Origin of the sequence: Ahniella affigens (assembly GCF_003015185.1) — a bacterium.
Taxonomy (GTDB): Bacteria; Pseudomonadota; Gammaproteobacteria; order Xanthomonadales; family Ahniellaceae; genus Ahniella; species Ahniella affigens.
The window spans coordinates 4,386,188-4,406,453 of the sequence record NZ_CP027860.1 but is presented as its reverse complement, the minus strand read 5'-3'; the positions used below and the strand labels follow the sequence as shown (position 1 = coordinate 4,406,453).

Genomic DNA, 20,266 nt, shown 5'->3' with positions numbered 1-20,266 from the left:
CCGCAACCAACTCGTCGCGACAAACCAAGCCACGGCCTGAGACAATCACCACTCACAACACGAGCACAGGCCAATCCTCATGCCCAACATCGCCACCGGCAGATTCGAAGTCCGCCTCCCCACGCTACCGGTCGAAGGCGAACCAGAGAACGGCCCCATGGGACGCCGCAGCCTCGTCAAACGCTTCATGGGCGACCTTGAGGCCGGCGGCTCGGGTCAAATGCTGATGGCCATGGGGCAAGTCCCAGGCTCTGCGGGCTATGTTGCCGTCGAGCGCGTGACCGGGAATCTGCATGGCAAGGACGGCAGCTTCGTGCTGATCCACCGCGGCATCATGAATCGCGGTGAGCAAGAACTCCTGATCACCGTGGTTCCCGATTCCGGCACCGATGCATTGACCGGCATCACCGGCACGTTTCGGATTCGGATCGAAAACGGCGTGCATTACTACGACTTCGAGTACGAATTGCCTGAGGTTTGAGCGGAGTCGTCACGGTGCAATCCGTGTAGCCCCGCAAGCAGCCCTTATGCCAGCCTTCTCCCGTTCGCGCGGGACAAGGGGAAGTGTTTGCTTCTCGCAAGATTGCCCTGGATCCCGGAAACCGCAGTGCGGTTTCCAGGATGACGGCAATTGGTTGTGGGGTTTTGTCGTGCGGCTGGCGCCGAGGGGGTGGTTCGGTCAGTGGTGACTTGCGAGGACGATGGTGTGGTGGTCGCAGGATTGCTCTGGGTCGCGACTAGCGTTCTGAATGGCGAATGGGGCGGACTTGTCGCGAGTAGCGCTCATCCCGGCCTTCTCCCGCTCGCGCGGGAGAAGGCGAAGTGCTTGCTTGTCGCGGGATTGTCCTGGATCCCGGAAACCGCTGCGCGGCTTCCGGGATGACGGCATTTAGCGCGGGTGATTCGGTTGTGCGGCTGGCGGCTGGTGTGGATTGGTCGTAAGTAGCCCTCTTCCCGGCCTTCTCCTGCTCGCGCGGGAGAAGGAGACGTGTGGCTTACGGCGCTTGTGTGGTGATCACCGGCGCGCGGGTTGTAGGGTTCGCGTTCGCGGGCATCGGTGCGCCTTTCGGGAATCGGCGGATGAGAAACACGCGGGCGGTCCAGGCGATGACGACGGGGCCAAACCACGCGAGGTTCTGGAGGAGGGGGCCGCTTAGCATCGGGAGTAGTTTCGGCAGGCCAATCGACAGGAACGCAATGTGGGTCGCGATGGCATTGCCGAGCATGGCGTCCATGTGGGCTTCGCGCCACCACAGGCGATGTTCGGGGCCGCGGCGGAGGCCTTGATACATGCGGTAGCCGGAGATCATGCCGATCACGGAGAAGCCCATCAGAATCGTGGCTTGGGTTTGGATGCCGACGATCAAGGTGATCACGCCGGCGATAGGTGTTAGCACCATCAGCGCGCGATACATCGGGCCGGTGAATCCGGCGAAGCTCTGTTTGTTGCGGACGGCGCTCCAGGCCAGCCACATGGCATTGCCGGTGATGACAAGCAGGTAGGCGAGGAAGATGGCTTGCTCAACCAAGCCGATGCTGTAAGCGAGGGCAGCCATCGGGAAGCCGGTGGCGAGAATGCCGCACATGGCGATCAGGTAGACGCGTCCGGTCCATCGATGGGCATTGCTGCCTTTACGGGCGAAGCCGGCGAGCCAGAAGGTGATCAAGGCCAGGGCACCGATCCAGGCGTGGGCGTACTTCAACAGGGCATACATTGCGGGTCTCCATGCTTGCGTTCGTCGCCGGGGTGGCGATGGTGGGCATCATCGGATGCGCCTTAGTTCTTCGAGAGATGCTCGAAGTCACCCTGGGGACCTGCCGGAAGTCACTTCGTTCTTGAAGGGGTTGCAGGTGTGCCGCCTGGTTTGGCTTCGTTGGGGTAGAGCTTGTGTCCTACAGTGCGCGGAGCGCGGTACGTCGAGGGGGCAGACACAGGGGGCTGCCCCTGCGGCATGGGCGGTGCGACGGTCTTGGCGGGCGCTGGGGTTGTCCGAACAAGAATGGTTCGCATGACCGATGGCCAAATCCGTCTCAGGTATGACCATCGGTCCATGGCGTGGCGGCGGGGGCGCGTTAGATTCAGCAGGCTTCGGTGTCGGGTCCGGAGATCACTCAACTCAGGGAGAGTCACATGCGTTGTTCCAACATGCTCGCGGGATGGATCCTCGCGCTGCTGCCCTTGGCTGCCTCAGCCATGACTGCAGATGAATTGATCCAGAAGAACATCGAAGCGCGGGGTGGTCTCGCGGCGATCCAGGCGGTCAAGTCAGTCGTGCTGACGGGCAAGTTTCGTGGCGGTGGCGGCTTTGAGGCCGACTTTGTGCAAAAGACCGCGCGCCCCGGCATGTTGCGGAACGAATTCAGCCTGCAGGGCATGACCCAGATTCAGGCTTACGATGGCAAGGACGCTTGGCAGATTTCGCCATTCGGTGGGCGCAAGGACCCCGATAAATTGCCGGACGATCTGAAGAAGGTGTTTCAGGTCCAGGCCGACCTCGATGGTCCGCTGATCGACTATGCGACCAAGGGCAACAAAGTCGAGTATCTCGGCACAGAAGATGTCGACGGCACGCTGGCGCACAAGCTCAAGGTGACGCTCGCCACCGGCAACGAGATCACGTACTTCTTCGATCCGGACTACTTCCTCGAAATCCGCACGCAAAGCAAGACGTTTGTCCGCGGTACCGAGCAGGAGTCGGAGACCGATCTTGGCGACTACGAGAAGATTAACGGGGTGTACTTCCCCATGGCGATCGACTCGGGCGCGAAGGGTTCGAGCAGCGACGAGAAGGGCAAGGTGGAAGTGACCAACGTGGAGGTCAACACCGCGCTCGATCAGGCGCAGTTCGCCTTTCCTGCAACCAAAGCCAAGCCATAAGGAGCCGGCACATGAACAAGCAATGGATGATTGGCTTGCTCGCGCTTGGCGCGGCAGGTGTGACACAGGCAGGATTCGATGCCACGGCGATCAACGGATTGGGCGTGCGCAATATCGGTTCGGCACAAATGAGTGGCCGCGTCAGCGCGGTCGCGGCTTACAACGAACAAGGCAAGACCGTCGTATTTGTGGGTGCAGCGAGCGGCGGCGTGTGGAAGTCTTCGGACGGCACCACAACGTTCAAACCGGTATTCGACAAGCAGCCCGTGCAGTCGATCGGCGCTATTGCCGTTGCGCCGAGCGATCACAAGGTTGTTTGGGTCGGCACCGGTGAATCATGGACGCGCAACTCGGTATCGATCGGCAATGGCGTGTATCGCTCGGTCGATGGCGGCGAATCGTGGACCAATATGGGGCTGCCCGAATCAGAACGGATCAGCAAGATCCTGATCCACCCGACCGATCCGAACACTGTCTATGTCTGCGCGCCTGGAAAACTCTGGAGCGACAGTGCTGAGCGCGGTCTGTACAAGACGAGTGATGCTGGCAAGACTTGGACACAAATCCTGAAGGGCAGCAACTTGTCGACCGGCTGCGGCGGCATGAGCATGGACCCAAAGGATCCGAATGTGATCTTTGCGTCGCTGTGGGACTTTCGCCGACAGGGCTGGACCTTCCGCTCGGGCGGCGAAGGCCCGACTGCGAAGAGTGGCAGTGGGTTGTTCCGTACGGCTGATGGCGGCAAGACGTGGTCAGAAGTCGGTACGGGCGACAAGGGTTTCGGCCCGAAGCCCTATGGGCGCATCGAAGTCGAGGTAGCGCCGTCGGATTCAAGCATCGTTTATGCCGTGGTTGAGTCGACTCGCAGTGCGCTGTTCTATTCGGCTGACGGTGGCAAGACTTGGGAAGAGCGTGATCGCAGTCAGTCGATGGTCTGGCGCCCGTTCTACTTCTCGAACCTGATCGTCGATCCGCTCAATGCCCAGCGGGTGTTCAAAGTCAATCTGGGCCTGATCGTCTCGGACGACGGCGGTAAGAGCTTCAGCGGTGCCGGTGGCAGCGCCCATGGTGACTGGCACGATGTGTGGGTCAATCCAGACAACACGCAGCACATCATCGGCGGCGACGACGGCGGTCTGTGGGTGTCCGTCAACGGCGGCACGCTGTGGCACAAAGTACACAACCTGCCGATCTCGCAGTTCTATCACGTGAGCGTCGACAACAAAGACCCGTATCAGGTTTACGGTGGCCTGCAGGACAACACCAGTTGGGTGGGCGATTCGATGTATCCGGGTGGCATCACCAATTCGCGTTGGGAACCGTTCTCGGGTGGTGACGGCTTCTGGGTATTCAGCGATCCGGCCGATCCAGAGTACGCCTATTTCGAGTCGCAAGGCGGCACGATTGCTCGGGTCAATCGCAAGACCTTGCAGCAGCGCGATATTCAGCCGAAGTCAGACAAGGCGGGCGAAAAGCTCCGCTTCAACTGGAACGCGCCGATTCATCTGTCGCCGAATGAAAAGGGCACGCTCTACATCGGTGCACAGTTTCTGTATCGGACGCGCGATCACGGGCAAAGCTGGGACAAGATCTCGCCAGACCTGACGACGAACGATCCGAACCGCCAGAAGCAGGAGCAGTCGGGTGGCATTACCGTCGACAATTCCGCGGCAGAGATGCACACGACGATCTACTCGATCAGCGAGTCGCCGAAGAACGGTCAAGTGATCTGGGTCGGTACCGACGATGGCAACATCCAGGTCACCCGTGATGGCGGTAAGACTTGGACGAATACAGTCAAGAATCTGAAGGACGCCCCGAAGACCAGCTGGGTCAGCTGGGTCGAAGCGAGTCCGCACCACGATGGCACGGCCATGGTGACACTCGATCGCCACACGGTTGGCGATATGACACCGCATGTGTTCATCACGCGCGATTTTGGCCAAACCTGGACCCGTATCGCGAGTGCGAGCCAGGGTGTCCGCGGTTATGCGCATGTGATCAAGTTCGATCCGATCAAGCCGGAGATTTTCTACCTGGGTACCGAATTGGGTCTGTTCATGTCGATCGACGAAGGTCAGCACTGGGCCGAGTTCAAGGGCGATAACTTCCCATCGGTTGCGGTTCGCGATCTCGTCGTGCATCCGCGCGATCATGATCTGGTGATTGGCACGCATGGCCGCGGTATCTGGATCATCGACGATCTGACCCCGCTGCGCGCCACCACCCCTGCGGTGCTGGAGTCGGAAGTCAGCTTCCTGTCGAACCGTCCGCAAATTCAGAAGATCCAGGCGTTTGGCGGTTGGCCGGTCGGCGATGCAATGTACTTCGGCGAGAATCCCTCGCAGGACATCGTCATCAGCTATTTCCAGAAGACGCGCCACTTGTTTGGCAAGTTGAAGCTGGAAGTGCTGGATGCCGAAGGCAAGGTCGTCGATACGCTGCCGGCTTCCAAGCGGCGCGGCTTGAATCGGATTTCCTGGGCCATGCGCGGCAAGCCGCCACGCGTGCCAACCGGCGCCAGTGTGTCGGGTGCGGCAACGGTGGGGCTGCGCTATTTGCCGGGCGACTACACATTGCGGTTGACCAAGAATGGCAAGGTGTATGAGCAGAAGCTCGTGATCGGTATGGACCCGAAAGCCACGTACAGCCTCGACGATCGCAAGGCGCAGCATGCAGCGGCGCTTGGCGTTCAACAGATGTTCGAGCGGATGAGCAATTTGAGCGATCAGATTGTGGGACTGCGTGAGGAGGCCAAGGCCAAGGCCGCCGCGTTGCCGGAATCGGACAAGAACCGTAAGAAGCTCCTCCAATTGGCCGACGCGGCTGACGCATTGCGAAAGAAGATCGTCGCCACGACGGAAGGTGGTGCGATCACGGGCGAGGAACGGCTCCGTGAACACACGGATCAGCTCTATGCAGCGGTCGTGTTCTGGGAAGGCCGGCCGGGCGACTACCACTTGAAACGAAAGAGTGTGTTGGAAGGCGAGTTGGCGGATATGGAAAACGAGCTGAAGACGCTCCGCGAGAAGCAGGCCAAGCCGCTGGCGTTGGCCCTTCAAGAGGCTGGTCTGAGCTTTGATCCAGATGCGGTTGCCGTGGCGTCCGGCAGCGGCGGCGGCAGCACCGAGTTCGCGGCGGAACTGGGGCAATTCCTCGGTCGGCGCGACTTGCTCGAATTTGCCGGCGCGAACCGCGAAGAGCGCGACTGAAGCCCGAAGACAGCAGGCGTTACCGAGAGCGCCATGCCTCGGTAACGCGGCGTCTTGACGGCATCCGTCGATCTGGAGTCCGAATTGGTGAGTGCCTAACGCCGATCGGCGTGACCGCAAATCGTCGGACTCGACGTGCCACCCACATCTGAGTCCCCGTGGATCGGGGCCTCAGACGGAGGTGTGCTGCCCTGCAACAATCTTTTTCGGTGTTATCCTCGTGCCTTGCTCATTGCTCGGGCAAGTCCATGCGGGAGAAAACACCATGAATCGCCTTACACGTCGTAACCTTTGCGCTGCTGTCCTCAGTCTGCTGCCGGTATCGGTACTCGCGGCCGAGACTCAGGGTTCGTACCTGATCACGTTTGCTGAAAAAGGCATGCTGGAACACCAACAATCGGTGGCGCCAGCGGAACGTTTCAATGCTCGCTCGGCGGATGCCCGGGCCTATCAGCAGACTCTGATGGCACACCAACAGGCGTTCCGCGCCGACATGGGGCAGGCGCTGTCCCGGTCCGTGAATGTTACGCACTATTATCTGGCGACCCACAGCGGCATGGCGGCGCAACTGACCGCTTCCGAAGCGCAGGCAGTCCGGCAAATGCTCGGGGTCGAGTCGGTTGAGTTGGCCCAAGACGAGACCATGGACACGTACCGAGGCCCGACATTCATTGGCGCCGACAGTATCTGGAGTGGCGCACAAGTCCCGGGTGGTCTCGGCACCAAGGGCGAGGGGATGGTCATTGCCGTGCTCGACAGCGGTATTGTGTTCCCGCACCCGTCGTTCAACGATGATGCGGCCTGTGGTCACGGCGGCGCGAATCCGCCGAAGGTCCTGTCGCGCCTGGACTGTTCCAGCACCGATGTGTCAGGCCTGTGCAATGGCGCCAATCCGCTCGATACGGATGGTCACGGTAGCCATACGGCCAGTACGTCGGGTGGCAACACCCTGACCAGCAGCGCCTCGCCGGCGCCGCCCATCCCAGCTGGTTTCACGTCGATTTCGGGTGTTGCGCCGTGTGCGAACCTCCGCATCTACAAAGTCTGTCCGGGCTCGACCTGCCCTGGTGCCGACATTCAAGCCGGCATGAACAGCGTGCTCCTGCATGGCGATGTGGATGTCATGAACTTCTCGATTTCTGGCGGCCGCAGTCCGTGGACGGACAACGATCGACGCAAGCTGGATCTGGTCAATGCCAACGTGCTGATCGCGGCCTCGGCCGGCAATACCAGCACCTCGGTGCCAGACCCGGTAGGGCAGGTGAATCACCTTGGCCCTTGGGTCATGAGCGTGGCTGCGTCCACGCATGATGCGATTGCGAACGGCCTGGGTTCTGCCGCGGGTCCGGGTACGCCGCCCGCGAATACTCAGAATCTGCCGTTGTCAAAGGGTAGTGCTTCGCCGAATGGCACCTCGGTCGTCGCAATGCCGATCCGGCACTTCCTGGGCCAAGGCACCGCCGAAGGCTGTACGCCGGGCGAAGACACGGCACCTGCGAATACGCCGACCATTCCGGCTGGCTTCTTCAATGGTGCCGTGGCATTGATTCAGCGCGGCAGCTGCCCGTTTACGAAGAAGGTCCAGAACGCGTTCAACGCGGGCGCCCAATTCGTAATCATCCGCAACAACACGGCGACGGCGTTCAGCATGAACACCACCGGTCAGCCGAACGTGCCAGCCTATTCGCTGGAGCTCACGCAAGGTAACAACCTCACCTCGTTTGTCGATGCCAATCCGACTACCGCGACCATCAATATCACTCTGTTTGCGGGCGACGTGCTCGCCAACTTCAGTCTGCGTGGGCCGTCGCCGGTTGGGTTCGACAATCTTCAGAAGCCCAATATCACGGGGCCGGGTGTCAACATTCTCGCGGCCACAACCGACGTATCCGGCTATGGCAACCTCAGCGGCACGTCGATGTCGAGTCCGCACCTCGCTGGTGCTGCGGCGTTGATTCGCGATATCCACCCCACCTGGTCCGTGCCGGAAGTGATCTCGGCGCTGATGACCACGTCCAAGCTGCCTGGCACCGATGACACGCTGCTCACGCCATGGGATTTTGATGACGTGGGCACCGGGCGCGTTGATCTGACCAAGGCCGCCAAGGTGGGTCTGGTCATGAACGAGACGAACGCGAACTTCCTGGCGGCCAATCCAGCGGCTTCGGGCGATGTCCGCACCCTGAATCTGCCGTCGATGCGCGACATGGCCTGCACGCCGTCCTGTACGTTTACGCGTACGGTTCGGAGTGTTTCAACGAGTCCAGAGACGTGGGCCGTGGTGGCCGAATCGCCAACAGGATTTGTCGCCGAAGTATCGCCCTCCAACTTCACGATTCCTGCAGGCGGAACACAAACGCTGACCTTCACGTACACCCCGCAGTTGGGCGAAACTGGTGCGAGCATTCGCTTTGCACCCGTTCGGATCAATCTGCCGCTGCTAGGCGCAGTCGAGGGTGGGTTGTCGTCGGCCCCTGAGCAGGTTCTGACGGTTGCGGTCAAGGGTGTTGGTCCCTCGATCAACTTGTTCTCGAACAGCTTCGAATAAAACCGAAGCGTTGGCGAGCGGTTGCAAACCAGGGCGCCGGTGTGCAAACACCGGCGCTTTTCGTTAAGTGGATTTGACCAGCGCCAAGCCAACACAAAGAGCCTTCTGGTCGCACCGAAGGTGTGCTTATTTGCGCGACTAGGTGGTGGTGACGATGCGCGATTGTCACGACAGCACAGTGTGGCAAGTAGCCCTCTCCCCAGCCCGCTCCCACTCGCGTGGGCGTCCAGCCGACGCTTTGGTGTGCTGATTCGCGCATCAAACTTTCAGCGACGATGCGCGATTGTCACGACGGTGCAGTGTGGCAAGTAGCCCTCTCCCCAGCCCGCTCCCACTCGCGTGGGAGAGGGAGCGCTCCCTCCCCAGCGAGCGCGGGGGAGGGGGTTACTTGCGATCAGGTTGGTCAACCAGATCAAATTGGGAATGCTTCGGAAGACAATGAGGCGTTTCATCTCGATCAGCGTGTCGTAGCCGTTGTTCCGTGACTTGGCCGCAAGTCTGATCAAGTGGCGTCATCTTGCCGCAGGCGTTGGACACAAGGAATGCGGCGCGGCGCGCGGCTGCTGTCGCAAACGGATCTGATCACGAGTGAAATCGAGGTTCGTCGATTTGCGAACCAGCTGTCACCACGACGCAACTGCGTCACTAGCGACGACCAAACGCGAAGCCAGTCGCAGCCGTATCCTGCGATGAGCGCCAGTTTGTCAGGTCGGTCAGTTCAAGCCGAATGCGCGGTCACCAATCCATGCTGAATCGCAAAATGCGCCAACTCCACATCGTTATGCACACCCAGCTTTTCGCATGCGTTGTATTTGTGCGTGGCAATGGTCTTGACGCTCAGATGCAATCGGTCAGCGATCTCGCCCATCGCTTCGCCTTTTGCGAGCGCCATGACGACCTCGGTCTCGCGCCTGGACAGCAGATCCAGCACATTACCTTGCTTGCCGGTTGCGGCCTCCAGCGCAATGGCTTGCGCCGCATCCGGGCTAATGTAGCGACCGCCACTGGCGACGCGTCGGATCGCGCGTAGCAGCTCCTCGGCAGGGCAGGCCTTGGACAGAAAACCCAAAGCGCCGGCCTCCAGAAACTTCTTCGGCACCGGCATCGCATCTTGCGCCGTCAGCGCGATGATCCGCGCTTCCGGCTGGTTTCTGAGAATGCGGCTGCACGCCTCGAGTCCACTGATCCCGGGCAGGTGCATATCCATCAACAGCACGTCCGGACGCAGTTCGCGGCAGAGCCGGACAGCGTCCTCGCCGTTCTCCGCCTCGCCGATCAGCTCAATGTCAGCATGGCTGCTCAGGATCAATCGAAAACCCGTACGCACCAGGGCGTGGTCGTCGACGATCAGGAGCCGGATCATGGTGGCAAGCGGCTCCTGCTCAAGCCTTCGGTGCGTCGCGCAACTCGCGACGAAGGATCTTGCCAACATTCGACTTCGGCAAGCTGTCGCGGAACTCGACGATCTTGGGCTGCTTGTAACCGGTCAGGTTTTCGCGGCAATGCGCCTTGATGGCCTCGACGCTGAGGTTCGGGTCCTTCTTGACGATGACGATCTTGACCGCTTCGCCCGACTTGTCGTCCGGCACCCCGACGGCGGCGACTTCGAGTACGCCCGGGTGCGTGGCAATCACGTCTTCGATTTCGTTCGGGTACACGTTGAACCCGGAGACCAGAATCATGTCCTTCTTGCGGTCGACGATGAAAAAGTAACCGCCTGCATCCATCTTGGCGATGTCGCCAGTATGCAGCCAGCCGCGCTCGTCGATGACCTTGGCGGTTTCTTCCGGGCGTTGCCAGTAGCCACGCATGACCTGCGGGCCTTTGACGCACAACTCGCCCACGTCGCCTTGTGGCAGCTCGTTGCCGGCATCGTCCTGAATCGACACGATGGTGGAGGGCACTGGCAATCCAATCGCGCCGTTGTATTCCTTCAAATCGAGCGGGTTCATGCACACGGCGGGCGAGGTTTCGGTCAGGCCATAGGCCTCAACCAGCGTGCAACCGGTGACCTTCTTCCAACGCTCAGCCACCGCGCGCTGCACGGCCATGCCGCCGCCAAGAGACAGCCGCAGATGCGAGAAGTCGAGCTGGTCAAATCCTTCCGTGTTCAAGAGGCCATTGAACAGCGTGTTGACGCCGGTAATGGCCGTGAAATTGATCTGGCTCAGTTCCTTGACAAAGGCCTTCATGTCACGCGGGTTGGTAATCAGTACATTGAGGCCGCCCAAGCGAATGAACACGAGGCAGTTCGCGGTCAACGCAAAGATGTGATACAGCGGCAGCGCCGTGATGATCACTTCTTCGCCGCGCCGCGTATTGGCACCGATCCAGTCTCCTGACTGCAGCATGTTGCCGATCAAGTTGCGGTGCGTCAGCATGGCGCCCTTGGCGACGCCCGTGGTGCCGCCGGTGTATTGCAAGAACGCGAGGTCGTCATGGGTGAGGCTTACCTTCGGCGCCGGTTGGCGGGCACCGAGTGACAGGGCTTCGCGCAGACGCACAGCGCCCTTGATCTGGTAGTCCGGGACCAGCTTCTTCACGTACTTCACGATGAAGTTGGTAATTGCCGATTTCGGAAAACTGAGCAGGTCGCCGACTGCCGTGGTCAGTACGTGCTTGACCGGTGTGTCGGCAATGACGTCGGCAAGCGTGTGTGCGAAGTTGTCGAGGACGACGATTGCCACGGCGCCCGAGTCGGTGAGCTGATGCTTGAGCTCGCGCGGCGTATACATCGGGTTGGTATTGACGACCGTCAGGCCAGCGCGCAGCACGCCAAAGATGGCAATTGGGTATTGCAGAATGTTGGGCAGCATCAGGGCAACGCGGTCGCCCTTCTTGAGCTTCAGTTCATTGAGCAAGTAGGAGGCGAAGTTCGAGCTGAGGCGGTCGACGTCGTCGTACGTCAGAACCCGGCCCATATTCATGAACGCCGGCTTCTGCCGATATTGATTGCAAGCTTCCTGAATCACGTCGACGATCGACTGGTACTGGTTGGTGTCGATCTCGGCGCTGACGGCAGCGGGATAACTGGCCAGCCATGGATGTTGCTGATTGCTCATGAACGTGCTCCGCAAGTGTCTGACTGCCGCTCAGCCATAGGCCCTCCCGCCACAGGTTGATGTCGCGATACCAGCGTTTGGCCGGTACCGTCGGTCGAAAACCCGTCGCGCCCACGACGGGTGGTTGAGCGAGCCGTCCGTGACGCGCTCATCCTGACAGCCGCGGGCAACGCTGCGGACTGCCAACTGCTTGGCGATTCCAGCATAGTCATATGGCGAAGGAAAGCCGTATGCGCGGGCTGAACGTAAAGACTCGGTGAATGATCTGCGCGCATCTCGCTGCGACAACGTTCATTGTTCGATTGTTTGGGGCTGCGGAGCGTGAAGCGGGTGTCGATGATTGCTGACTGGTCGCCGCCATCGTTTGGCAATGGTGCGTGCCGGCAGCCCGTGAATTGGTTGACAATGAGTGGGGCAAGATGGCACCGAGTCGACTGCAGTTCGAGCTTAGAGATATCAGAGCGGTCTGCCGGGCCCAATCTAGGCCGGCCTCGACGCAGCGAATCCCACTGCGCGTGTCAGGCTATGTCGATTTTTGGGAAGGTGCTTGACTCACCCTTGGGACTCGTTTTATAGTTTCGCTTCTGCGTGGGGCCATAGCTCAGCTGGGAGAGCGCTACAATGGCATTGTAGAGGTCGCCGGTTCGATCCCGGCTGGCTCCACCAATAAATTAAGCAGATTGAAAAAGAATCTGTCCCCATCGTCTAGAGGCCCAGGACACGGCCCTTTCACGGCTGTAACAGGGGTTCGAATCCCCTTGGGGACGCCATCTTTCAAAGCCGCCTTCGGGCGGCTTTATTTTTTGCGGGAACCGCGTTTCGGGTAGTTGACGATCTACCAGGAACTCGGCATACTTCTCCGTCTCACGCGCCCGTAGCTCAGTTGGATAGAGTACCAGGCTACGAACTTGGTGGTCGGGAGTTCGAATCTCTCCGGGCGCGCCAGTACAAATAAGTGGCCCGGGGCGCATTTTGCGCCCCGGGTCATTTTGTCAACATGGACTGGAATTTGGGTCGTTGACGCCAGCCGAAACGAGGCATAGCATGCTTCGTCTCGGTAACGATCGGGATTCCGGCACGGTTCCCGGGGTATAGCGCAGTCTGGTAGCGCGCCTGCTTTGGGAGCAGGATGTCGGGGGTTCAAATCCTTCTACCCCGACCAAACCGTTAGTGACTGAGCGATGCGCCCGTAGCTCAGTTGGATAGAGCACCGGCCTTCTAAGCCGGTGGTCGCAGGTTCGAGTCCTGCCGGGCGCGCCAATGCTGTACAAGGTTTAGATGTGGTGGAATTAGCTCAGCTGGTTAGAGCACCGGATTGTGATTCCGGGGGTCGTGGGTTCAAATCCCATATTCCACCCCAACACGAATAATCCGCTGCCAAAAGCAGCGAACGGTGTGTACAAAGGATCGTGCACCCGCGACGGCATCGCGCAAGCGATGTTGTCGGCGAGAGCGGACCTGGACACGTGCCAGATACGCGACTTGAAGTTGCCCAGGATGGGCAATCTTCACGAGCAGCTACCAAGCCACCCAAAAGGTGGCGAACCGAGTGCACCATGGATGGTGCACCCGCGACGACATCGCGCAAGCGATGTCGTCGGCGAGAGCAAGTCCGGACCTGTGCCGGACTTGCGAGTTGAAGTTGCCCAGGATGGGCAATCTTCACGAGCAGCTACCAAGCCACCCAAAAGGTGGCGAACCGAGTGCACCATGGATGGTGCACCCGCGACGACATCGCGCAAGCGATGCCGCCGGCGAGAGCAAGTCCGGACCTGTGCCGGACTTGCGAGTTGAAGTTGCCCAGGATGGGCAATCTTCAACAGCAAACACGGGCCGTTAGCTCAATGGTAGAGCAGTTGACTCTTAATCAATTGGTTCGGGGTTCGAGTCCCTGACGGCCCACCAAATCGTCACTGCGAAAATGGCGGAATTGGTAGACGCACTGGATTTAGGTTCCAGCGGAGTAATCCGTGAGAGTTCGAGTCTCTCTTTTCGCACCAGTGTCGCCGATCCGCTCCTCGCAGTGTCTGCTTGCCGCCGCTGGAACGGCGTCGGCGCTTGCGTACAGAAACACGTCGTTGAGGAGCGTTCATGCAAGTTTCCGTTGAGCAGTTGGGTGCGCTTGAGCGCCGGATGACCGTGCGCGTGCCAGCGAGCCGCATCGAAGATCAAGTCAAGGCCCGTCTGCGCGAGCTGAGCCAGACCGTCCGCATCAAGGGTTTCCGTCCGGGCAAAGTCCCGGCCAAAGTGGTCGAGCAGCGCTTTGGTGCGCAAGTCCGCAGCGACGCCGTCAATGACGTGGTCAGCAGCAGCTTCGAACAGGCGGTCAACGAGCACAAGCTCCGTCCCGCCATGATGCCAAGCATCGCTCGCGATCCGTCTGCTGGCGCCGAAGAGTTTGGTTTTGTGGCGTCGTTCGAAGTCATGCCCGAAATCAATGCGATTGACCTGTCGCAGATCGAACTGACCCATCTGGAATCGGAAGTCACCGACGCCGACGTCGATCGCATGATCGATACGCTGCGCCAACAGCGCCGCAAATGGCTGCCGGTTGATCGCGCTGCTGGCGAAGGCGACATGATCGTGTTCGAGTTTTCGGCTGAAGGCGACGGCATTCGGACGCCTGCTGAAGGCACCGATCGTGCTGGCACCATCATTGGCTCGGGCGCGCTGTTCAAGTCGTTGGACGAGGGTCTGAAAGGCCTGTCGGCTGGCGACGAGAAGACCATTCCCGTGACGTTCCCCGCTGAGTTCCGCGAGCCGGCGCTCGCCAACAAGGACGGCACGTTCTCGGTCAAGATTCTGCGCGTGCAGGCCTCGGATCTGCCGGCTCTGGACGAATCGTTTGCCGCCAGCTTCGGCGTGGTGAGCGGTGGCCTCGATCAGTTCCGTCAGGACGTTCGCGCCAACCTCGAGCGCGAAATGAAGAACGCGCTGCAGTCGCGCAACAAACTGCATGCGGTCGAGCACCTGGTCAATACGTTCCCGCAGGCTGATCTGCCGAAGACGATGATCGCCGCGGAAGCCAACAGCATGCTGCGCCAGGCGCAGGAGCAGGCCAAGCGCGCCGGTCGCGACAATGAAGCGCCGATGGATGCGGAAGTGTTCAAGGATGCTGCCCGCGCCCGGGTGAGTGCCAGCGTGCTGCTGGATGCGATCGCTCGCCATGCCGAGCTGAAACTCGATCATAACCGCGTCAATGAAGCACTGGCCACGATCGCGTCGACCTACGAAGAGCCGGAACAAGTGATCGAGATGTACACGAAGGATCAGCAGTTGATGGCTGGACTGCGCCGTCGGGTCATCGAGGATCAGGTGATCGACGTGATTTTTGCGAAAGCCAAGACCGTGCCGAAGCAGATCGGCTTTGCCGAACTGATGCAGCCGAACGCCTGATTTGCGCTTGCAATGCCTGTCGCCGAACGCCGGAGCCCCTCCGGCGTTCTGCATTTCGGGACCAATGCGACAATCCCTCGCAGCCCGGCTTCCTACCCGAACGACAGCGCGACCCGGCGAGCCCTTGGCCAAGCCGTCAGCGCTTCGTTGCCATGCAAAGCCAATCATTCGCGCAAAGTTTTGTACCAGCTCAGAACTTTTTGTGCTGACTGCACGCCGAAGCTCGCATGCACCTCACGCTTGACAGTGCTAGTTTAGCCCCCAGATCAGAGCCCCCAGAGCAAAGCCCCCAGACCGGAGCAGACCACATGATCCAGAATCTCAATCTCGTCCCTATGGTGGTGGAGCAGTCCTCACGCGGCGAACGGGCGTATGACATCTATTCCCGTCTGCTGAAGGAACGCGTCATTTTTGCGGTTGGTCCGGTCGAGGATTACATGGCCAATGTGATCGTCGCCCAACTGCTGTTCCTGGAAGCCGAGAACCCCGAAAAGGACATCAGCCTGTACATCAATAGCCCCGGTGGTTCGGTCACCGCCGGCATGGCGATCTACGACACGATGCAGTTCATCAAGGCGGATGTGAGCACGATCTGCCTCGGCCAGGCCGCCTCGATGGGGGCCTTCCTGCTGGCGGCTGGTGCGTCGGGTAAGCGGTTCTGCCTGCCGAATTCGCGGGTCATGATCCACCAGCCATCGGCCGGGTTCTCGGGTCAGGCCACCGATATTGCGATTCATGCCAAGGAAATCCTGTCGATCAAGGCCAAAATGAACAAACTCATGGCCATGCACACGGGTAAGCCGCTGGAGCAGGTGGAGCGCGATGTTGAGCGCGACTATTTCCTGTCCGCCGACGAAGCCAAAGACTACGGGCTGGTTGACGCCGTATTGGCGCGCCGCCCGGACGACAGCCTGCGGGCCAGCTGATCAGGCTGCCGCCAACGCATGCCGGATCGCATCAAAACCGCGAAATCCCTGCCCGGGTCACGGAATCGGGCTGGATTTTGCATCAATTTGTGGAGCGCGGGCCGTTTCGGCCCGCTGTGTTATTCTGCGCCAAAAGCCCAGTTGCGGCGCGGTCTGGATGAGCGACTATGACGGATGAACGAAGCAATCGCGGCGAATCGGGCAAGGTGCTTTACTGCTCCTTCTGCGGCAAGAGCCAGCACGAAGTACGTAAGCTGATCGCGGGTCCCTCCGTGTTCATCTGCGATGAATGCGTGGAGCTCTGCAACGACATCATCCGCGAAGAACTCGAGGAAAAAGCCACGGGTGCGCGCAGCAAACTGCCGAAACCGCGGGAAATCATGGACACGCTCGACCAGTATGTGGTCGGTCAGAGGCGTGCCAAGAAGGTGCTTGCGGTGGCGGTGTACAACCACTACAAGCGCTTGGAATCGCGCAGCAAGAGCGACGATGTCGAGCTGGCCAAAAGCAATATTTTGCTGATCGGTCCAACCGGGTCCGGCAAGACGCTGCTGGCGGAAACGCTGGCGCGCATGCTGAATGTGCCGTTCACGATCGCCGACGCGACGACGTTGACCGAAGCCGGTTATGTCGGTGAAGACGTCGAGAACATCATTCAAAAGCTACTGCAGAAGTGCGATTACGACGTCGACAAGGCCCAGACGGGCATTGTCTACATCGATGAAATCGACAAGATTTCACGGAAATCCGAGAACCCGTCGATCACCCGCGATGTGTCGGGCGAAGGGGTGCAACAGGCGCTCCTGAAGCTGATTGAAGGCACGGTCGCCTCGGTGCCGCCGCAGGGCGGGCGCAAGCATCCCCAGCAGGAGTTCCTGCAGGTCGATACGCGTAACATCCTGTTCATTTGCGGTGGCGCGTTTGCGGGTCTGGAGAAGGTCATTCAGGCGCGCTCAGAGTCCACCGGCATCGGCTTTTCGGCCGAGATCCGGTCCAAGACGAAAAAGCAGAGCGTCGGCGATGTATTGAAGACGGTTGAGCCCGAAGACCTGATCAAGTTTGGTCTGATCCCGGAATTTGTCGGTCGCCTGCCTGTGGTCGCAACGCTGGATGAGCTCGACGAAGAAGCGCTGGTCAAGATTCTGTCCGAGCCGAAGAACGCGATCACCAAGCAGTTCAAGCGCTTGTTCGATATGGAAAATGTCGATCTGGAGTTCCGTGAAGATGCACTGCGAGCGATTGCGCGCAAGGCGCTGAAGCGGAAGACCGGTGCCCGTGGTCTGCGCACGATTCTCGAATCAGTGCTGCTCGAAACGATGTACGAGCTGCCATCGTTGCAGAATGTCAGCAAGGTCGTTGTCGACGAGGCGGTCATCAATGGCACCGCCGAGCCGTATTTGATCTACAGCAACGCGCAACCAACCGCCAAAGCTGTGGGCGATTGAGCCAAACCGTGTCGATTCAGGGTGCAGCCATGGCTGCACCCTTTTTATTTTTCAGACCGGCCTCACTTGACTCAATCAAGCGAGCCGCGCAGGCTTGCACCAGTTGCCCGAAACGGGCACTGGTGACCGCGCCGGCTCATCACCGTTCAGGCAGCGGCAAGCACGTGCGGCAATATGCCCGATCAGTACCTGCTGATCCGGCCTGTTGCCCACCGATGGTCCAGGTTGTGCCATCGCTGTGCTGCTGCCGATCAAGCATTAGGAGTGCAAGCTCATGACCAGTTCCGATGCCCCGAAGTCCCCAGCCCGTTTGCCGGTGCTGCCTTTGCGCGATGTCGTCGTGTTTCCCGAAATGGCGATTCCGCTCTTCGTCGGTCGGGAAAAATCGATGCGGGCGCTCGAGGCGGCGATGGCCGGCGACAAGCGAATTGCGTTGATTGCGCAGAAGAGCGCCGACACTGATGATCCTGCCGGCAGCGACCTGTTCAATGTCGGTACGGTCGCAACCGTGCTGCAATTGCTCAAACTCCCGGACGGCACGATCAAAGTGCTGGTCGAGGGAATCGCGCGCGCCCAATTCCGGGCAATCAATGAAGGCGGCCAGGGCTACCTGTCAGCCAACATGGTTTCCGTCGAGGACGAAGCGCGGCCAGCAAGCCGCGAGATTGAGGCGGCCACCAAATCACTGCTGTCGCTGTTCGAGCAGTTCATCAAGCTCAATCGCAAGATTCCGCCGGAACTGATGACCACCCTGTCTGGTATCGAGGATCCGGGTCGCCTGGCCGACACGATCGCGGCCCACCTTGGCATTCGCGTGCAGGACAAGCAGCGTGTGCTCGAAGCGATCAATCTGGATGAGCGTCTGGAGTTGCTTATCGGTTTTGTCAGCGGCGAAATCGACCTGCAGCAGATCGAAAAGCGCATTCGCGGCCGCGTCAAATCGCAGATGGAAAAGAGTCAGCGCGAGTACTACCTGAATGAGCAGATGAAGGCCATTCAGAAAGAACTCGGCGAACTCGACGAGGCGCCCAACGAAATCGAAGATCTCGCGCGCAAGATCGCGAAGGCGGGCATGCCAAAAGCGATCGAAACCAAAACCAAGAACGAGCTCAACAAGCTGAAGCAAATGTCGCCGATGGCGGCCGAAGCAACGGTGGTGCGCAACTACATTGACTGGATGGTCAATGTGCCGTGGCGCCGCCGGACAAAAGTCAGCAGCGATCTGGCCGAAGCGCAGAAGATTCTCGATGCCGATCATTTTGGCCTGGAGAAGGTCAAAGAGCGCATCCTGGAATATCTCGCCGTCCAGAACCGCGTCAAGAAGATGAAGGGCCCGATCCTGTGCCTCGTCGGCCCGCCCGGTGTGGGCAAGACCTCGCTCGGCCAGTCCATTGCCAGGGCCACGAACCGCAAGTTCGTGCGCATGGCGCTCGGTGGCGTGCGCGATGAGGCCGAGATTCGGGGCCATCGCCGCACCTACATTGGCTCGATGCCGGGTCGGGTCGTGCAGAACCTGTCCAAGGTCAAGGTCAAGAATCCGCTGATCATGCTCGATGAGATCGACAAGATGTCGATGGACTTCCGTGGCGATCCGTCGGCGGCCTTGTTGGAAGTGCTCGATCCGGAACAGAACCACACGTTCAATGACCACTATCTGGAAGTCGAATTCGACTTGTCAGAGGTGATGTTCATTGCCACCGCGAACTCGCTCAACATCCCACCTGCGCTTCTGGATCGCATGGAAGTCATTCGCATTCCGGGCTACACGGAAGACGAGAAGCTAGCCATTGCCGAGCGCTACCTGGTGCCGAAGGAAGTCGCTGGTGCTGGCCTGAAACCGAATGAGCTCAGCATTTCGCACGACGCGATGCTCGACACGATCCGCTACTACACGCGCGAATCGGGTGTGCGCAACCTCAATCGCGAAATCGCGAAGATGTCCAGAAAAACGGTCAAGAAGCTGGTCGAGAGTGCCGGCAGCACCACGAAGATCGACATCGACAGCAACAACCTCGACGATTTCCTGGGCGTGCGCAAGTTCAACTTCGGTCGCGCCGAAGTCGAAAGCGAGGTCGGTCTGGTGACCGGCTTGGCGTGGACCCAGGTTGGCGGCGATCTGCTGTCGATCGAGGCCACCGTGGTGCCTGGCAAGGGCAAATTGACGCACACCGGCCAGCTCGGTGATGTGATGCAGGAATCAATTCAGGCGGCCTTGTCGGTGGTTCGCTCGCGCGTCGATCGCTTTGGCATCGACCCGGAGTTCCACCAGAAATACGACATCCACATCCACGTGCCGGAAGGCGCCACGCCCAAGGATGGCCCGAGTGCAGGCATTGCCATGTGCACGGCGCTGGTCTCTGCGCTGACCAAAGTCCCGGTGCGCGCGGATGTGGCGATGACGGGCGAGATCACGCTGCGTGGTCGCGTTTTGCCAATCGGTGGACTCAAGGAAAAGCTGCTCGCAGCCCAGCGCGGCGGTATCCAGACTGTGCTGATTCCTGATGAAAATCAAAAGGATCTCGCTGACGTGCCAGCCACAATCACCGACTCGTTGAAGATCGTGCCGGTGCGCTGGATTGATGAGGTACTGGAGATCGCGTTGAAGGATTTCGCGATGCGTCCTGCGGCCAACTCTGAACCAACGCCAAAAGTCGAGGTGCCAAAGATTGAAAGCGCGGACGCCCCGACTGCCGAAACCCCGCGTGCACATTGAGTTTGCGGGGATTCGCATTTTCGACTGAAGTTGGTTGCGCAGCCCATTTTCCACTGGTATAAAGTCGCGCCTGTTGCGTCAACGCT

11 protein-coding genes and 8 tRNA genes are annotated in these 20,266 nt (G+C 59.9%); 16 read left to right on the top strand and 3 right to left on the bottom strand.

Annotated features, from left to right (window positions below; genetic code table 11):
* Positions 1–79: 79 nt before the first annotated feature.
* Positions 80–481: a DUF3224 domain-containing protein gene (locus tag C7S18_RS17030; RefSeq protein ID WP_106892697.1), complete on the top strand. Its 402-nt coding sequence runs from the start codon at positions 80–82 to the stop codon at positions 479–481.
* Between the two features lie 514 nt (positions 482–995).
* Here the strand turns inward: C7S18_RS17030 and C7S18_RS17025 are convergent.
* A complete protein-coding gene (locus C7S18_RS17025; RefSeq protein ID WP_106892696.1) occupies positions 996–1,715 on the bottom strand; it encodes a hypothetical protein in 720 nt (239 codons plus the stop codon).
* Between the two features lie 416 nt (positions 1,716–2,131).
* Here C7S18_RS17025 and C7S18_RS17020 point away from each other — a divergent pair, with 416 nt between their 5' ends.
* The 3 genes from C7S18_RS17020 (at position 2,132) to C7S18_RS17010 (ending at position 8,638) form a co-directional block, all read left to right on the top strand.
* Positions 2,132–2,878 carry a LolA-like protein gene (locus C7S18_RS17020; RefSeq protein ID WP_146151972.1) on the top strand — a complete coding sequence of 249 codons (747 nt, stop codon included), beginning with the start codon at positions 2,132–2,134 and terminating at the stop codon, positions 2,876–2,878.
* A gap of 11 nt (positions 2,879–2,889) precedes the next feature.
* On the top strand, positions 2,890–6,090 hold the full coding sequence (locus C7S18_RS17015) for a WD40/YVTN/BNR-like repeat-containing protein (protein ID WP_106892694.1): 3,201 nt from the start codon (positions 2,890–2,892) through the stop codon (positions 6,088–6,090).
* Positions 6,091–6,355: 265 nt separating this feature from the next.
* Positions 6,356–8,638: a S8 family serine peptidase gene (locus tag C7S18_RS17010; protein ID WP_106892693.1), complete on the top strand. Its 2,283-nt coding sequence runs from the start codon at positions 6,356–6,358 to the stop codon at positions 8,636–8,638.
* Positions 8,639–9,356: 718 nt separating this feature from the next.
* Here the strand turns inward: C7S18_RS17010 and C7S18_RS17000 are convergent.
* The gene (locus C7S18_RS17000; RefSeq protein WP_106892691.1) at positions 9,357–10,001 is read right to left on the bottom strand and encodes a response regulator; all 645 of its coding nucleotides are present in this window, start codon (positions 9,999–10,001) and stop codon (positions 9,357–9,359) included.
* 19 nt (positions 10,002–10,020) lie between these two features.
* Positions 10,021–11,700, bottom strand: coding sequence for a long-chain-fatty-acid--CoA ligase FadD (gene fadD / locus C7S18_RS16995; protein WP_106892690.1), 1,680 nt, complete (start codon positions 11,698–11,700; stop codon positions 10,021–10,023).
* 590 nt (positions 11,701–12,290) lie between these two features.
* Here fadD and C7S18_RS16990 point away from each other — a divergent pair.
* From C7S18_RS16990 to lon, 12 genes are all read left to right on the top strand, one after another.
* A tRNA-Ala gene (locus tag C7S18_RS16990) sits at positions 12,291–12,366 on the top strand.
* A 28-nt stretch (positions 12,367–12,394) separates the two neighbouring features.
* A tRNA-Glu gene (locus C7S18_RS16985) sits at positions 12,395–12,470 on the top strand.
* Positions 12,471–12,568: 98 nt separating this feature from the next.
* Positions 12,569–12,645 (top strand) — tRNA-Arg (locus C7S18_RS16980).
* 140 nt (positions 12,646–12,785) lie between these two features.
* Positions 12,786–12,862: transfer RNA gene (locus tag C7S18_RS16975), tRNA-Pro, on the top strand.
* Between the two features lie 21 nt (positions 12,863–12,883).
* Positions 12,884–12,960: transfer RNA gene (locus tag C7S18_RS16970), tRNA-Arg, on the top strand.
* Between the two features lie 23 nt (positions 12,961–12,983).
* Positions 12,984–13,060, top strand: a tRNA-His gene (locus C7S18_RS16965).
* Positions 13,061–13,530: 470 nt separating this feature from the next.
* Positions 13,531–13,605: transfer RNA gene (locus tag C7S18_RS16960), tRNA-Lys, on the top strand.
* 10 nt (positions 13,606–13,615) lie between these two features.
* Positions 13,616–13,700, top strand: a tRNA-Leu gene (locus C7S18_RS16955).
* Between the two features lie 91 nt (positions 13,701–13,791).
* Entirely contained in the window at positions 13,792–15,096 is a 1,305-nt protein-coding gene (tig, locus tag C7S18_RS16950; protein WP_106892689.1) for a trigger factor, read from the top strand.
* 308 nt (positions 15,097–15,404) lie between these two features.
* Positions 15,405–16,022 (top strand): ATP-dependent Clp endopeptidase proteolytic subunit ClpP, encoded by a 618-nt coding sequence (gene clpP, locus C7S18_RS16945; RefSeq protein ID WP_106892688.1) that lies wholly within the window; start codon positions 15,405–15,407, stop codon positions 16,020–16,022.
* Positions 16,023–16,189: 167 nt separating this feature from the next.
* Positions 16,190–17,467, top strand: a complete 1,278-nt coding sequence (gene clpX, locus C7S18_RS16940) for an ATP-dependent Clp protease ATP-binding subunit ClpX (protein ID WP_106892687.1) — start codon at positions 16,190–16,192, stop codon at positions 17,465–17,467.
* A gap of 274 nt (positions 17,468–17,741) precedes the next feature.
* Positions 17,742–20,180, top strand: coding sequence for an endopeptidase La (gene lon, locus C7S18_RS16935; protein ID WP_106892686.1), 2,439 nt, complete (start codon positions 17,742–17,744; stop codon positions 20,178–20,180).
* Positions 20,181–20,266 lie beyond the last annotated feature (86 nt).